The sequence below is a fragment of the Rhodococcus sp. (in: high G+C Gram-positive bacteria) genome (assembly GCF_049299235.1).
GTDB lineage: Bacteria > Actinomycetota > Actinomycetes > Mycobacteriales > Mycobacteriaceae > Rhodococcus.
On the sequence record NZ_JBAQXC010000319.1, the window covers coordinates 1 to 15,842 of the forward strand.

At 66.7% G+C, this 15,842-nt stretch carries 14 protein-coding genes; 7 read left to right on the plus strand and 7 right to left on the minus strand.

What is annotated here, in order from left to right; all coding sequences use genetic code 11:
- Positions 1 to 22: 22 nt before the first annotated feature.
- On the minus strand, positions 23 to 664 hold the full coding sequence (locus tag WAX14_RS19575) for a cyclase family protein (protein WP_422629714.1): 642 nt from the start codon (positions 662 to 664) through the stop codon (positions 23 to 25).
- A gap of 112 nt (positions 665 to 776) precedes the next feature.
- On the opposite strand from WAX14_RS19575, the gene WAX14_RS19580 reads away from it, so the two are divergent.
- Both WAX14_RS19580 and WAX14_RS19585 read left to right on the plus strand, forming a co-directional pair.
- Positions 777 to 1,940 carry an acyl-CoA dehydrogenase family protein gene (locus WAX14_RS19580; protein WP_422629715.1) on the plus strand — a complete coding sequence of 388 codons (1,164 nt, stop codon included), beginning with the start codon at positions 777 to 779 and terminating at the stop codon, positions 1,938 to 1,940.
- A gap of 50 nt (positions 1,941 to 1,990) precedes the next feature.
- Complete coding sequence (locus WAX14_RS19585; RefSeq protein ID WP_422629716.1) at positions 1,991 to 3,244, plus strand: acyl-CoA dehydrogenase family protein; 1,254 nt, start codon at positions 1,991 to 1,993, stop codon at positions 3,242 to 3,244.
- Here WAX14_RS19585 and WAX14_RS19590 read toward each other — a convergent pair whose 3' ends face one another.
- Positions 3,245 to 4,684 (minus strand): FUSC family protein, encoded by a 1,440-nt coding sequence (locus tag WAX14_RS19590; protein ID WP_422629717.1) that lies wholly within the window; start codon positions 4,682 to 4,684, stop codon positions 3,245 to 3,247.
- Positions 4,685 to 4,755: 71 nt separating this feature from the next.
- On the opposite strand from WAX14_RS19590, the gene WAX14_RS19595 reads away from it, so the two are divergent.
- A complete protein-coding gene (locus tag WAX14_RS19595) occupies positions 4,756 to 5,271 on the plus strand; it encodes a MarR family winged helix-turn-helix transcriptional regulator (RefSeq protein ID WP_422629718.1) in 516 nt (171 codons plus the stop codon).
- 10 nt (positions 5,272 to 5,281) lie between these two features.
- Here WAX14_RS19595 and WAX14_RS19600 read toward each other — a convergent pair whose 3' ends face one another.
- Positions 5,282 to 5,746: a hypothetical protein gene (locus tag WAX14_RS19600; RefSeq protein WP_422629719.1), complete on the minus strand. Its 465-nt coding sequence runs from the start codon at positions 5,744 to 5,746 to the stop codon at positions 5,282 to 5,284.
- A gap of 214 nt (positions 5,747 to 5,960) precedes the next feature.
- Positions 5,961 to 6,293: a DUF72 domain-containing protein gene (locus WAX14_RS19605; protein WP_422629776.1), complete on the minus strand. Its 333-nt coding sequence runs from the start codon at positions 6,291 to 6,293 to the stop codon at positions 5,961 to 5,963.
- A gap of 85 nt (positions 6,294 to 6,378) precedes the next feature.
- Here WAX14_RS19605 and WAX14_RS19610 point away from each other — a divergent pair, with 85 nt between their 5' ends.
- Together WAX14_RS19610 and WAX14_RS19615 are read left to right on the plus strand one after the other, a co-directional pair.
- Positions 6,379 to 6,966, plus strand: a complete 588-nt coding sequence (locus tag WAX14_RS19610) for an HdeD family acid-resistance protein (RefSeq protein WP_422629720.1) — start codon at positions 6,379 to 6,381, stop codon at positions 6,964 to 6,966.
- A gap of 107 nt (positions 6,967 to 7,073) precedes the next feature.
- On the plus strand, positions 7,074 to 7,394 hold the full coding sequence (locus WAX14_RS19615) for a GYD domain-containing protein (protein WP_422629721.1): 321 nt from the start codon (positions 7,074 to 7,076) through the stop codon (positions 7,392 to 7,394).
- Between the two features lie 47 nt (positions 7,395 to 7,441).
- Here WAX14_RS19615 and WAX14_RS19620 read toward each other — a convergent pair whose 3' ends face one another.
- The 3 genes from WAX14_RS19620 to WAX14_RS19630 form a co-directional block, all read right to left on the minus strand.
- Positions 7,442 to 9,268: a flavin-containing monooxygenase gene (locus WAX14_RS19620; RefSeq protein ID WP_422629722.1), complete on the minus strand. Its 1,827-nt coding sequence runs from the start codon at positions 9,266 to 9,268 to the stop codon at positions 7,442 to 7,444.
- Between the two features lie 92 nt (positions 9,269 to 9,360).
- On the minus strand, positions 9,361 to 10,710 hold the full coding sequence (locus tag WAX14_RS19625) for an NtaA/DmoA family FMN-dependent monooxygenase (RefSeq protein WP_422629723.1): 1,350 nt from the start codon (positions 10,708 to 10,710) through the stop codon (positions 9,361 to 9,363).
- 40 nt (positions 10,711 to 10,750) lie between these two features.
- Positions 10,751 to 12,394 carry an FAD-dependent oxidoreductase gene (locus WAX14_RS19630; RefSeq protein ID WP_422629724.1) on the minus strand — a complete coding sequence of 548 codons (1,644 nt, stop codon included), beginning with the start codon at positions 12,392 to 12,394 and terminating at the stop codon, positions 10,751 to 10,753.
- Between the two features lie 155 nt (positions 12,395 to 12,549).
- Here WAX14_RS19630 and WAX14_RS19635 point away from each other — a divergent pair, with 155 nt between their 5' ends.
- Positions 12,550 to 14,238 carry an FAD-dependent oxidoreductase gene (locus tag WAX14_RS19635; protein ID WP_422629725.1) on the plus strand — a complete coding sequence of 563 codons (1,689 nt, stop codon included), beginning with the start codon at positions 12,550 to 12,552 and terminating at the stop codon, positions 14,236 to 14,238.
- The gene (locus WAX14_RS19640) at positions 14,235 to 15,818 is read left to right on the plus strand and encodes a class I adenylate-forming enzyme family protein (RefSeq protein ID WP_422629726.1); all 1,584 of its coding nucleotides are present in this window, start codon (positions 14,235 to 14,237) and stop codon (positions 15,816 to 15,818) included. Before WAX14_RS19635 ends, WAX14_RS19640 begins: the two co-directional genes overlap by 4 nt.
- Positions 15,819 to 15,842 lie beyond the last annotated feature (24 nt).

The following is a 15,842-nucleotide window of genomic DNA, read 5'->3' on the forward strand; positions in this document are numbered from 1 at the left end:
GGGCCCAAAACGGCACACGGGGTCACAATTGCATGGCGACCGCCCGAACCGGTGCGCCGTCACCGTCACGCAGCCGGATCGGCAGAATGCTGATCAGTGGATTCGGGAAGTCGATCCGCTCGAGGCCGCACAGGTTCTCGCAGATGACGCCACCGGCATCGGCGACGAGCCAGTGTGCGGGAAACTCGGTTGCACCGGTCGCGTCGAGGCTCGGGGCGTCGATGCCGATGGTGCGGACACCCCGATCGAGAAGCAGGCGACACACGTCGGCGTCCGGATACGGGTGCTCGAAGTACCTGTCGGTGCCGTAGTACACGTCCCAGCCGGTGTGCAGCAGCACGATGTCGCCGGGCCCGCACACCACGTCGCCGAGCAGTTCGGTGACGATCCGGGCGCGGGCGGGAAGGCCGCGTACGTCGACGACGACACCGCGTCCGACGAACAGCGCCGGGTCCAGACTGTCGACGGGCGCGCCGTGCTCGCGCATGTGGCTCGGGGCGTCGACGTGGGTGCCGGTCTGGGATCCCAGGTCGATGCGCAGCAGGTTGTAGCCGTCGTCGCGCAGGGTCGCGTGTGGTGTGAGCGACGGGGTGGGATCACCCGGATACACCTGAGTGTCCGCCGAGACGACGTGACTGAGGTCGACGATTCGGCGTACGCGCATCGAGTGATCGTATCCGCGACGTCGTGGCCTACCAGCTCGCCGACACTCCTTCAAGAGTGTCATTTTCAATCCTTGCAAGTATTGTTCTCGAAATCGAGAGCACTATGTCGACATGCGACGGCAGGGGACGACGACAATGCTGTGGGAACCGACTCCCGACCAGGAGATTTTCCGAGACACCACCGCACGGTTCATCCACGACCAGGCACCACCGGCGGAACTGCGTCGATTACGCTCCGACCCGACTGGGTTCGATGCCGGATACTGGCACCGGGGCGCCGAACTCGGCTGGACGAGCCTGCTCGTCGCCGAGGACCACGGTGGCGGATCGCTCAGCGGTACCGGACTGATCGATCTCACATTCGTCGCCCACGAATTCGGCCGCCGCGCCGCACCGGGACCACTGGGGTCGAGCAATCTGGTGGCCGCGGCACTGAGCACCCACTACACCGAGGCACACGCCGCACCACTCGCCGCACTGCTCGCCGGCACGTCGACCGCAGCATGGTGCACCGACGAACCGCGGCCCGGCAGCAGTGCCGCCGGCCCCCCGGTCGACATCCGGATCGAAGGCAACGAGGTCGTCGTACACGGAACGAAGCGTCCCGTCGAAGCCACACCAGCCACAAATCTGCTGCTGGTGACCGGACGCACCGGCGACGGCCTGTCCCAGGTCCTCGTCCCGGCCGATACCCCGGGGGTCCGGGTGAGACCGCTGCGATCGATCGACGTGACCCGCCGCTACGCGGCCGTCGACTTCGACGACGTGCGACTGCCCGTGACGGCACTGGTCGGATCGGCAGGCGACGCGAGAGCCGACATCGAGCATGCCCGCCGCGTCGCGATCGTGATCGGCTGCGCCGAGTCGGTCGGCGCACTGCAGTCGGTGTTCGACCTGACCGTCGCATGGGCCTTCGACCGATACTCGTTCGGCCGATCGCTCGCCTCGTACCAGGCACTCAAACACCGGTTCGCGGACATGAAGACGTGGCTGGAGGCATTCCACGCCCTCGCCGACGACGCTGCGGCGGCGGTCGCCGCGGGATCACCTGATGATGATGAATTATCCAGCGCTGCACAAGCCTACATCGGCGATTACGGTGGTCTCCTGATTCAGGACTGCGTGCAACTGCACGGCGGTATCGGCGTCACCTACGAGCACGATCTACATCTGTTCATGCGGCGGGCCACCGCGAACCGATCGAGCTACGGCAGTCCCGCAGAACACCGACAGCTCGTCGCCGACATCGCCCTGCAACAGGAGGCCGCGCAGTGATCTCCCACCCCGTAACGACAGCGCCCGACAGGGACACAGCGACCGAGGCAATGGAATCGCTCGACCAGTTCCGTGATCGTGCCCGCACCTGGATCCACGCGAACCTGAGCCCCGCCGACCCTACCGCCCACATCGGCGTGCTGCGCGCCGAAGGCACCGACGAGGAGGAACTCGCCGCGGTCACGCGCGAACGCGAACTGCAGCGGATGCTGTTCGACGCCGGTCTCGCCGGGATCTGCTTCCCCCGCCGGTACGGTGGCCAAGGACTGACCCGCGCGCACCAACGGGTTCTCGACGAGGAACTGGCCGGGTTCGAATATCCGGCACGCCTCCAGTCACCGACATTCGTGCCCTGCGCGGCAGTACTTCTCGAATGCGGTACCGAGGAACAGAAGCAGCGGCACATCCCCACCATCCTCAGCGGCGAGGAAATTTGGATGCAGTTCCTGTCCGAGCCGAGCGGCGGTTCGGATGTCGCGAGTGCCGTAACCTCCGCCGTGCGGGACGGCGACGACTGGATACTGAACGGATCGAAGATCTGGACGACCGGGGCGTGGTGGTCGGATTGGGCACTGTGCCTGGCCCGCACCAACTCCGACGTCCCCAAGCATCGCGGTCTCACCGTGTTCATGCTGCCGCTGAAACGCGCGGGCATCGAGGTCCACCGCATCGAAATGCTCAGTGGCTCGAAGGAATTCTGTCAGGAGTACCTGACCGACGTGCGGGTACCGGACAGCGACCGTATCGGCGAGGTCGACGACGGCTGGAGCGTCGGCACCCGCTGGATGTTCCACGAACGGATGCAGTCGAGTTCGCAGTTCGCTACCCGCCCGCCCGGAAGTGCGCGCGGCGGGTCGCGGATGGCGGAACTGCTGGCGGTCGCGCGGGACTCCGGCCGGTTCGACGATCCGATCGCCCGCGACCTCATCGGGGAGGCACGCACCCTCGAACTGGCGAAGGAGGCGCTGCAACGGCGCATCGGCCGCGGCATCGCGACCGGCGCGATCTCCGATCAGGCTGCCGGCATCGTCCGATTGATGGCCGGGACGGTCGCGACCCGGCTCACCACGATCATGTACGAGTTCACCGGCATCTCCGGTGCCGCATGGGACGATGCCGACGGTGCCGTCGCCGAGGTCGGCCACGACTATCTGATGCAGCAGGTCTGGTGCATCGCCGGCGGAACCACCGAGATGGCCCGGAACACGATCAGCGAACGCGTGCTCGGAATGCCCCGTGAGCGCAGTCACGATCCGAACATCGCGTTTCGCGACATCCCGAAAGGCCGATCGTCGGACCGCTAGTCAGGACCGAAGGTGGTGCCGGTCGCCGCGTGCGATGGTGAGCGCGGCGACGACCACCCCGACGACGACACCGATGGCGGTGTCGCCGACGCGGCTGATCGCGATATCCGGCCCAATGGGCGCACCGAGCCCGGTGAGCAGCAACGCCATCGCGGTCACCGCGATCGACGTGAGCGCATAGTTTCTGGTCGCATACAGCTCCGCCGCGATTTGCAGCACGACGACAACCACCACCAGGGGCCAGTAGCCGAGCGCGGCGGCGAGCAGGGCGGCGGCGAGCACGGCACCGGCAACGTTTCCGAGCAACCGCTGGATCGCGCGCTGCACCGTATGCCCGTAAGTGGTGCCCTGCAGTGCGGCGGTCGCGCCCATCGTCGCCCACAACGGATGTTCCAACCCGACGGCCAACGCGATCCAGCCGGCCAGCAGCGACGCGAGCACCACCCGCCCGGCACAGGCGACGATCGCCCGGTCGCGCAGGTCCCGGAAACCGGTGCACACAAACCCGTCGACCGCGGCGACGCGCATGTTGTCGTTCGGGATCACACCGTCGTTCGGGATCACACCGCCCTGCGGAATCTGGATGTCACGGCGCACCCTGCGCAGTTCCGATTCGAAACGTGCGAAGTCGGCGCGGCGCGCGCGAACCGTATCGCGGGATCCGCTGTCGACGACCGTGGTGGCCGCGTCCACCAGCGCGACCAGTTCGCGGGTGTGTGCGTCGTGGCATCGGCGAGCGTCGAGAGCGATGACCTCGCGTGCTTTCGCGAGCGCCGCGCGGGCGGGCGCGATCGCTGCCTCGCCGTCGGTCTCGAGCGCCGATACCGCGGCCAGTGCACGCGCGACCGCGACACGAGCAGGTCCGTACGGGTGGTACACCGCCGGCGCCATCACGATCACCCAGCCGACTGCCGCGCCGGCCGCGGCGGAGGCCACGAGCACACCGATATCCGCAGTGGTGTCGGCGAAGCCTGCGGCGCCTGCCGCGGCGAAGACGAAGATGACCGCTCCGGGGCCGGTGATGCGGAACGCAGCGAGCAGCCAGAATGCGGTTCCGGCGGCGACGGCAAGTATTGCGGTTTGCGCCCACATCGACATTCCGGCAGCGCCGGTGGCGGCTCCGAGCGCGACATAGCCGACGACCCCGGCCCCTGCGCACGCGACCTTGCCCGCGAGCCGCCGGTACGGTTCGTGCCGCGCGAAGGCCGAGGACAGGGCTCCGAGCGCCGCGATTCCGGCGAGGTGCGGCTGGCCGAGGAGACCGCCGACAACGAGAGTGAGGAGCACGGCCAGTCCGACGCGCAAGGACGGTGCGATCACCGCGTCGGCGCGACGCACGTCGAGCGAGTTCCGCCAAGCGTCGGCGGACAGTGAATGTGCGAGGGCGCCGCCGGTGTGTCGCAGGCGGCGGTAGGTCGGGTCGGCGGTCGAGGCAAGCACCGACCCAGTCTAATACTTCATTAGTAAAATAGTTATGAAATGTTTGTGAAATGGATCGCTAGACTGGCTCCATGCCCGACGCACCCACCCCCGCCGACGACTTCGTCGATCGCGCGCGACACGCATGGGCCGAGTCCTACCCGGAGCTGACCACCCGGCCGATCGACATCATCGGGCGGGCAATCCGGATCGGCTCTCTCGCACTGAATCAACTCGATCACGAACTCACCGGAAGCGGGGTCACCCGAACGGAATTCGAAGTGCTGTGCGCACTGGCCCGCAGCCCCCATCCGCTGCGCGCCAGCGAAGTCACCTCGATCACCGGAATGTCCGGCGCCTCCACCACCAAGCACGCCGACCGACTCGTCGGGCTCGGACTGCTCGAACGCAAGCGGCTCGAACGCGACGGCCGCGTCGTCCTGCTCGACCTCACCGACGCCGGGCGCCGTGTCGTCGAAACCGAGCACCCGCGCCGCGTCATCCGGGAGATGCACATGCTCGACGGACTCTCCGACGACGAACTCGACACCCTCACCGCACTGTTGCGTCGGGTCGTGGCCAACGTCGAGCGGCAAACCCACCGCTGACGACAACCCCTCAGGGCATTTCGATGGTCTCCGAGCGTTCGATCTCACCGACCGCGCGACGCACATACGGTCCCGGATCGGCCGCGCGAGATGCGAGGAGATCGACGAGCACCACAAGGCCCGCGGTGAGATACTGCTCGGGCCGGACCGTCGGCACCTCCGGATCAGCCACCCCGAGCGTTCCGGTCAGCACCGCCACCAACACATGGGGCGCCACCGGCACCGCCCGGCCGCGGGCACAGCGTTCGATCACCGCCCGAACGTCGTCTCCGGCCAGCCCGTCCGGATGCAGTTCCTCGAGCAGTTCACGCACCATGCCCGCGTGTACCGCCGTGACCTGCTCGTACGGCAACTCGGTGAGAGCGGCCACCGCATCCGCGAACGCCGGTGCGTCGCCCGTCCGGGCGGCACTCAACGCGGAGTCGGTGGCCTGCGCGATCTCCCGAGCTGTCGCCGGCCAATGGGTGGGCCACACGGTGTTCTCCTCGTCGGTGCTGCATTGACGGCGCTACATCAGTGCTGCTTCGCCCGCCCAGGGCGACGCGCCCACCCAGTGTGCCGTGCATGCCCGACATGTTCACAGTCGTCGCTGCGTTTCGAGCGCATCCCGGGCGTGTATCCCTTGGCGTCGTTGTCGAAATACACGTAGACGTCGAGACGTCACCGAGCCACGCGCCGATCCGCTCGGCCTATCGGTCCAGCGCCGCGTCCGTATAGCCGCTGACGTACCACTCGGTGTCGCCGTGCATGCGCCCATATACGAAATCCGAGGTGACGTCCACGAGGAAGGGATACCGACCAGCGGTTACCGCGACGACGAGGGCGACATCGTGCTCACGGAACAGCGCGGACGTCGTGCGCGGCAATTGTGAGTAGAACCCGGCCATCTGCTCCGGCCCGAACGCCAGGGTCAGCGGTAGCTGTCGCAAGAGCGGACCGAGTTTGGGACTGAGCACGGGGACACCCGACGAGAAGAAGTTCGTGAGTGCGTCGCCGACGTCGACGAGACTCGCGAAGTGCACTCCCAAGAGCGCTCATTCGGTGCGCATGAACCCGACCGCGGGCCTACGCTGTGCCGGAAGCCAAGATCAAAAACCAGGAGTGCTCATGTCCGAGACCGCTGCCACCCCGAATGATCCGTTCCGTTCCCTCGTCAAACAGATCTGGTGGATCGTGCTGATCCGCGGCATCCTCGCGGTGCTGTTCGGCATCGTCGCGCTCATCTGGCCGGACATCACCGTGTGGGCCCTCGTCGTCGTCTTCGGCATCTACGCGATCGTCGACGGAATCGTGCTCGGCATCCACGCCGTCCGAGACCGCACGAGCCTGGACGGCTGGGGCTGGTGGCTCGCGACCGCGGTCATTTCGATCCTCGCCGGCATCGTGGCGCTGGTGTGGCCCGGCGCGACCGCGCTCGTACTGCTCTACATCATCGCCTTCTATGCGATCTTCTTCGGCATCGCCGGTGCTGTCGGTGCACTGCGGTTCCGGAAGGTCCCCGAGTCCGGCTGGATGTGGTCGTTCGTCGCCGGAATCCTCGCGATCGTGTTCGGCATCGTCCTGCTGATCTTCCCCGGCAGCGGCATCACCGGCCTGATCTGGCTCCTGGGTCTCTACGCGATTCTGTTCGGCATCCTGCTCATCGCCGTCGCATTCCAGGCCCGCAAGGTCGCGAAAGAAGCCGGCATCCTCTGATGCGTGGCCCTAGTCCATGTTCACAAAGGTTGATCGCAGCGAAACTGCCCCGCGGCACTGCGTCCCGACCGACCATGTAAGGACCCTGAACCGAGGAGAATCGTCCCATGCCGAAATTTCTGTGGCAGGTCACCTACACCAGCGACGGCGCGAAAGGATTGCTCGGCGAAGGCGGCACCGCACGCCGCGACGCGATCGTCGGCATGGTCGAGAGTGTCGGCGGCAGCGTCGAATCCGTGCATTTCGCACTGGGCGGGCACGATCTGTATGTGATCGGTGAGGTGCCCGACGACATCGCCGCCGCCACCCTGGAACTACGAACCATCGGTTCCGGCGCGGCCAGGTCGACGCCGATCGTGTTGCTCACGCCCGAACAGATCGACGAGGCCGTCCGCCGGGACACCAGTTACCGGGCTCCCGGCAACTGATCCCGCTGCAGCGGACCCCGCTACAACAGACCCCGCGGCGACCATACCTACCGAAGTGTGACGCCTTCCATGTTTCCTTCTTCCCGCCAACGGGCCAGCAGGTCGAAGAACTGCACCGGACCGCCACCGTAGTTGGCTGCCGCGAGTCCGTCGGGATTACCGATGTCACCCTCGTTGTCGAGATAGCTGGGGGTGCAGTCTGCGTAGAAGGCGCGGCCGGGGACGGAGAGTTCGGTCATGGTGGCGACCCAGCCGTCCTCCGCCCCGAGATCCGCCTCGATCGTGGTGGCTCCGCGCACCACACGCTGCTCGAGCAGATAGACCAGGTGGCGGGCTCGTTCCTCGGCGGTGTGTGTGTAGTTGTTCGCGATACCGGTCTGTGTGTATCCGAGGAAGAAGCAGTTCGGGAATCCGTGGGACTGCAGGCCGTGGAACGTGCGCGGTCCGCTCTTCCACTTGTCGCTGAGGTGAACACCGTCGCGGCCGATGATGTCGAATCCTGTGCGACGGGTGTAGCTGCTACTGACGTCGTAGCCCGTCGCGAAGATCAGCGCATCGACCTTGAACTCGCGGTCCCCGACGACAACTCCGTCGCGCGTCACACGTTGAACCCCGCGCCCCTTCGTATCTACCAGTTCGACGTTGTCCCGGTTGAAGGTGGGGAGGAACTCGTCGTGGAACCCGACCCGCTTGCAGAGACGTTTGAACCACGGTTTGAGGGCTTCTGCGGTGGCCGTGTCGGTCACGATGGAGTCGATCCGGGCGCGCACCCGTTCCATCGAGTTGAAATCGGCCTCGAACAGGTACTCAGTGATCTCCTCCGGGGTCATCGGCGCACCCCGACGCTCGAGCTCCTGCTGGACCGCCGTCCTGGTGACCTCGGCCGACACACGGGTCCAGCCGTCGTCCACGAGGTCGGTGTGATGCTCCACCCCAGCTGTGTAGCGGGTGAAGTTCTCCATCCGCTCACGCTGCCATCCGGGCTCGAGGCCGGCTGCCCAGTGCGGGTCCGTCGGCTTGTTGCCTCGTTCGTCGACGGCGTTCGGCGTCCGCTGGAAGACATAGAGTTTCTCGGCCCACCGACCGAGATGCGGCACCACCTGCAGACCGGTCGCGCCCGTGCCGATGATGCCGACGGACTTGTCCTGCAACCTCGTCAGCTCGCCGGTCTCGTCTCCCCCGGTGTAGCCGTAGTCCCACCGGCTGGTGTGGAAGGTGTGACCTTCGAATTCGTTGATGCCGGCGATGCCCGGCAGTTTGGGCCGCACGAGCGAACCCGGTGACACCACCACGATCCGTGCGCGGAGGCGGTCACCACGATCGGTTGTCACGATCCAACGCTCGGCCTCCTCGTCCCAGATCATCTCCTTGACGGTGGTGTGGAAGAGCGCGTCGCGCACCAGGTCGTACTTGTGCGCGATCGCCGACAGGTGTTCGCGGATCTCGGATCCGTAGGCGTACTTCTGGGTGGGAACGTAGTTCAGTTCCTCCAGGAGTGGCATGTAGATATACGACTCGATATCGCACTGCACCCCCGGATAGCGGTTCCAGTACCAGGTTCCGCCGACACCACCGGCCCGGTCGATCAGCCGGATGCCGTCGAGGCCGGCCTCACGCATCCGCGCTGCGGCGATCAGGCTGCCGAGGCCCGCGCCGATCATCAGGATTTCGACGTCGTCGTTCACCGGGTCGCGCTCGGCCCGCTCGATGTAGGGGTCGTCCTCGTAGTGCGAGAACTCTGCCGTGACCTCGATGTACTGCTCGACTCCGTCGCGCCGGAGTCGCTTGGCTCGCTCGTAGGCGTGCTTGGCGCGCACCCAGTCCGGATCGAAACCCTCAGGTTGCGGTCCCGGTGGCGTCAACGTCTCCGGCATGGTCGGTTCCTTTCGGAGTCTGAGCGTGTGTCCGCGCTACTCGCGGTGGTCGTCACGGATGGAATTCGAAATGTCGTCACTGCCTGCTGAAGTCACTGCCTGCCGGAGTTACTGCCTGCAGGAGTTACTGCCCGTCGGCGAAGCGTTCCCGCAACGGCCGCTCGTCGGGTGTGCCCCGGTGGATCCCCTGGTCGATCAGCCGCGGAATCACCTCGTCGATGAACTCCCCGGATCGACGCCGGACCGAACGGGAACATGAGGTTGAACCCGCCGACATTGCCGTCGGTGAACCACTGATCGAAGTCGTCGACGATGTCGTCGTAGGAGCCGACGAACTTGCGGTGCTGGGCTCCGCCCCGGCCGAGCGACTGTGCGGCGACATCACGAACGGTGGCGTCGGGATGCGCCTCGATCCAGTCGTACAGTCCGACGTAGTTCCCGAAGGTGCTCTTGATGGTGTTCTCGACGTCGGCCGGTTTCGGCAGTGATCCGAATGGGAATCGGTCGTCGACACTGTCGTACGGCACCTCCAACCCGAACTGTGCCAATGCTTTCGGCGCGACACTCTCCCACGGGACGTAGTCGTCCAGGGCGTGCATTTTCTCTTCGGCCTCTCGTGCGGTGCGCCCGATGTACGGGATGAGCCCGGGGACCGCCGGAACACTTCCGGCCGGACGGCCGGCGTCCGCGAGCGCTTTGTCCAGGTCCTCCCGGTATTCTGCTGCACGCTCCCGGGTGGTTGCGGCCGTGAACACCATGTCCGCATGCCGAGCCGCGACCTTGATACCCGGTCCTGATCCGCCGGCCTGAGCGACCAGTGGCCGTCCCTGCCGACTCGGCGCGACGTTCAACGGGCCGCGGACCTGGAAGGATTCGCCGTTGTGGTTGATCGGTGTGGCGTAGTAGCGCGTGACACCGTCCGGATCGCAACGCACCTCACGATTCGCCCACAAGGCTGCGGTCACGTCGAGAAATTCCGTGGCTCGACGGTATCTGGTCTCCCGATCGGGGTGACTGTCGCGACTGTAGTTCAGTGCGAGTGCGTCGCCGGCGGTGGTGACAGCGTTCAGTCCGGCGCGGCCGTTCGATGCCTGGTCGAGCGACGCGATGAGTCGGGCGAGGGTGTACGGGTCGTAGAAGGTCGTCGAGGCGGTGGCGATGAGACCGACATTGGTGGTCTCACGGGCCATCGCGCTCAGCGCGGTGATCGGCTCGGCCGGCCCCCCGTCGAAGGCCGGCGAGTTCGGCATGCCGGGTACGTCGCCGAGGAAGACCGCGGTGAAGAGTCCCTCGTCGCCGAGTCGCCCGTAGGCCATGAGCCTTTCGAACGGGTCGGTGAGCGCGGTGTCGGCGTGGTGCCGTTGTTCGTACGCGGGGGCTCCGAAATGAAGGTTGATGTCGTTGCCGACCAGGTTGAGGTGAAGATGCCGCCGGTTCGCCATGGACTGTCCTTCAGGTGAGTGGTGACACGAAAGTTCTTGTTCAGGAAGTTGTTTCCGATACCGGGAGGTGATCGGCGACCGCTGCCCGCCCCGCGTGCATCCCCCACACTCCCGCGACCGCGAGGGTGGCACCGGCACCGCCGTAGACCATCCCGCTCGGACTGGCCATGACATTGCCTGCGGCATACAGTCCCGCGATGACCGAACCGTCGACGTCGACAACCCGTCCCTCGGTGTCCGTGCGGGGCCCGCCCTTCGTGCCCAGCGCGGAACTGACGACCTCGACCGCGTAGAACGGTCCCGTCCGGAGCGGGCCGAGTGTTGCGTGGGGGGAATCGGAATCGCTCATCCGTCCGCCGGGGAAACGATCGAACGCACTGGCTCCCCGCGAGAAGTCCGGGTCCACGCCCTGCTCTGCATACTGGTTGAAACGTTCGACCGAAGCCATCACCGCGTCGACCGGCAATCCGAGGGCCGTGGCCAGGGCGTCCAGTGTGGGTGCGCGCTCGACCCAGTCGGGGACCGGCGCCCCCGGGTGGCCGCCGAACACACCGAACCGGTCGACCGTGGACCGGTCGAAGATCATGTACGCCGGAATGTTCGGATAGTCGAGTTTCGACTCGTCGAGATGGTGGAAGGCACCACCGAACGCGTTGTAGTTCGCCGCCTCGTTGGCGAAGCGCCGACCGTAGCGGTTGACCATGATCGATCCGGGGAGTGCACGCTCACGCGAGGACAGCAGTGCCGCCGGTACCCCGTCGCGCCGGGTACCCGGGCACGGCACCATCGGCGACCACCACGCTTCGCGCATGTTTCCGAGGCGAGCACCGACTCGCATGGCCATCCGCAGGCCGTCGCCGGTGTTGGTCGGCGCGCCGATGGGGCGTGTCAGCGGTCCACGCAGGAAGTCGCGGACCAGGTCCGGGTCGTACTCGAACCCTCCCGTCGCGAGCACCACCGCGCGAGCCCGGACCGTTCGCATCCCGTCGTCGGTCTCGGCCTCGACACCGACGACTCTGTGCCCGGCGGTGCACAGGCGCAACGCCCGGCACCGGGTCTCGATCCGGACCCCCTGTGCAAGACACGCTTTCAAGAGTCCACCGACCAGTGCGCGACCCAGCCCTTCTTCTCCGGCTTCCTCACGGGCGGCGAGGACCTCGGCGGCGACGACACCCGTCCCACCACCCAAGGGCATCTCGGTCAGCACGATGCGCTGGATGTCGCCGCCGATACGGTCGATCCACTGCTCGATGCCTGCGAAGGAGAAGAGGCCCGGTTCGAGAGTCCGGCCTCCTCCCGGCTTTCCACCGGGATGCTCGGGATGATAGTCGGGGTACCCCTCGACGAGTTGGAGACGCAGATCGGTGTGCTCGTGCAGGAAGTCGACGAACCGGGGGCCACCGGCGATCAGTGTCTCGGCCAATTCCGGGAGGATCATCCCGTTGGAGAGGCTCGCCAGGTAGGCCAAGCCGTCCTCGAGGGAGTCCTCGACGCCTTTCTCGGCCGCGATCGAGTTGCCCGGGATCCAGATCCCCGCGCCCGACAGTGCGGTCGTGCCGCCGATCAGGTCGGCCTTCTCCAGCAGTGCGACGTCGGCACCGTCGAGCGCCGCGGCGAGCGCGGCGGTGAGGCCGGCGAGTCCCGACCCGAGTACGACGACGTCGTGCGTGTCCTGAATCTGCACCCGACTCACAATCCCTTCGCCGCGGTCTCCCGCCTCTGCATCACCCGTAGCGCAACGTTGTATATAAAGAACAGACTTACTCTATTAGTGCACGACGGTTATGGTAATCAGCATCACACCAAGTCACAAGCGTTCGCCCGAACTGGAGGACCGGAATGCCCGAATCCGAAACGTACGACGTCATCGTCCTCGGCAGCGGCGCCGCCGGCCTCACCGCCGCGTTCACCGCAGCCCGCGAAGGCGCCCGCGTCGTCGTCCTCGAGAAACACCATCGGGTCGGCGGGACAAGCGCCTGGTCGGGAGGTCACGTCTGGATCCCGAACAACCCGTACATGCAGGACATCGGCGTGCCGGACAGCACCGAAGAGGCAATGGCCTATCTGATGTCGCTCGGGCGCGGCATTCTCGACGAACGCCTGGCACGCGCCTTCGTCGACGCCGGACCGAAGATGGTGCGCTGCCTCGGTGACGACGCCGGCGTCAGCTTCTTCGCCGTCCCCGGCCTCCCCGACTACCACCCGTCGAACCCCGGCGGCAAGCCCGAAGGTGGCCGGACCCTGGGGCAGGATCTGTTCCCCTTCCCCACCCTCGGCGACTGGCAGGACAAGGTCGAGGTGACCCCCTACTACTCTCCGTACCTGCGCATGGACGAAACCGCGATCGGCTGCGCGGTCCCCAAAGCCCCGACCGACGAAGAGAAGGCGCACCGCGAGACCGAAGATCTCCGCGGCATGGGCGGAGGACTGGTCGGCGCCCTCCTCGCCGCCTGTCTCCGCACGGGTGTCGAAGTCCGGGTGTCGACGCCCGCGCACGACCTCGTGGTCGAGAACGGCCGCGTGCGAGGCGTCGTCGTCGACACCACCGACGGACGTCGGACACTGCATGCGTCGCGAGCCGTCATCCTCGCCACCGGCGGATTCGAATGGAACGAGGAGTATCGCATCGCCTTCCTCCGCGGCCACGTGACGAAGCCCGCATCGATCCCCACCAACACCGGCGACGGCCTGCGCATGGCCATGCGTGCCGGGGCCGCACTCCAGAACATGCGCGAAGCCTGGTGGATTCCCATCACCGAACTCCCCGAGGGCATCAACGCGATGAACCTGGAGATGATCAACGGCGACCGCACGAGGCCACGCAGCATCATGGTGAACCGGACCGGTCGGCGCTTCGCGAACGAGGCCGTGAGCTACAACTCCATCGTGGGGGCCTTCCATCAGGAGGATGTCACCGCATTCCGGTATGCCAACCTGCCCGCGTGGCTGATCTTCGACCACACCTACCTGACCACCTACGGATCGACGGGTCGCCCCTACACGGGCACCACCCCGTCGTGGCTGGTAGAAGGCGCCACACTGCGCGATCTCGCCTTGACCCTCGGCATTCCGGGCGACGAGCTCGAGCGCACGGTCGAGCAGTGGAACCGCAATGTGGCCGCCGGAAAGGACCCGCACTTCGCGCGAGGCGAAAGCGCCCACGACCGGTGGTGGGGAGACCCGTACAAGAAGGGCAGCATCGAGGGCACCCTCGGCCCGATCACGGACGGGCCGTTCTACGCCATGGAACTGACGAGCGGCGTCATCGGCACGAAGGGCGGGCCGAAGGTCAACGAACACGCCCAAGTGATCGATCTGGACGGCCACGTCATCACCGGGCTGTACGCGGCCGGCAACGTTTCCTCCCCGACCGGCGCCTCCTACGGCGGACCCGGCGGCACCCTCGGCCCCGGCATGACGTTCGCCTGGATCGCCGGGCGGCACGCAATCGGTTCGGGCAGGGTCGGTTCGGGCAGGGTCGATACGGGCAGGGTCGATACGGGCAGGGTCGATACGGGCAGGGAGTGAGTGTGTACACCTCGATAGTCGACGCATGGAACGAGCGGGTCACCGCGGGTCCGAATCGCGCGGCGATCCGCTACTTCGACGGCACGATCGACGCCGCGACACTCGACGCGCACTCCGACGCACTGGCCGTCGAGTTGCAGGAACGGGGGGTGCGCCCGGGCGACCGGATCGGCATCTACTTGCAGAACATTCCGTACTACCCGCTGACACTGCTGGCGGTGTGGAAGGCCGGAGCGATCGCGGTGCCGCTCAACCCGATGTATCAGGGCGGCGAACTACGCCGGCTGGTCGAGGACTCGGGCACGACCGGGATCGTCGTCGCTCGCGGCACCGATACTGCGACGCGCGGCGCCCTGTCCGGGACGCAGGTGCGCTGGCTGATATCGGCATCTTCGCGGGATTTCCAATCCCGGAACGACTCTCGCATATTTCCCGGACCGGATCCGGCACCGTCCCCGGACGGCGACCTGGCCACCGTCCTGGTCGACCGGCGTGGCCGACGGCCGGCCCCGGTCACGCGAGACCATGACGACATCGCCTTCATCACCTACACCTCGGGCACGACGGGGCCCCCCAAAGGCGCCCTCAATACTCATCGCAATTTCCTGTGCTCCGTGGCGAGCTATGCGGAGTGGATCCGGCTGGCACCGGGCGACGTGTCCTACGCGATCGCTCCGATGTTCCACATCACCGGTCTCTCGCTCAATGCCGGAATCGCGCTGCTGGGCGATGCGACACTGAGTATGGGCGGACGGTTCGAGGCCTCGGTGGTGCTCGACCTGTTCCGTGAGCACGGGGTCACCACGACCGTGGGGTCCATCACCGCGTTCAATGCGTTCTTCGGTGTCCCCGGCGCGGGCCCCGACCATTTCGCGAGCGCCAAGTTCATCTACTCCGGTGGCGCACCGATCCCACCGGCGACGATCGCGGCCTTCCGCGCCCGCTTCGGCGTCTACCTGCACAACATCTGGGGCATGACCGAAACGACCGGCGGAGGTATCGCGGTGCCACCGGGTCGTGCTGCGCCCGTCCACGGGCCGAGCGGGACACTCTCGGTCGGGGTGGCCACGCGAGGTGTCGCAGTCGTCACCGTCGACGCCGAGGGACGGCAGCAGGCCCCGGGTGAGGAAGGCGAACTCGTCGTCACCGCACCGCAGGTGATTCCCGGCTACTGGCACAACGAAGAGGCAACGGAGAGAACACTTCCGGGGGGTCGTCTGCACACCGGCGATGTCGCTGTCATCGACGACGAAGGTTGGGTCTATCTCGTCGACCGCATCAAGGATCAGATCAACACCTCGGGCTACAAGGTGTGGCCCCGGGAGGTGGAGGACGTGTTGTGCGAACACCCGTCGGTCCTCGAGGCTGCGGTGGTCGGTGTCCCCGACGACTACCGCGGTGAAGCGGTGGTCGCGTATGTCTCACTGCGAGAGGGTGAAACAGCCGATCCGGTCGAACTGACCTTGTTCGCGGGCGAGCGCCTCGCAGCATACAAGCGGCCCCGCGAGGTGTACGTGCTCGACGCACTCCCGAAGACCGCGACCGGCAAGATCCAGCGAGGCGTGCTGCGCGACCGGTAGTCCGGGCACGCCGCGCGGTGCGCG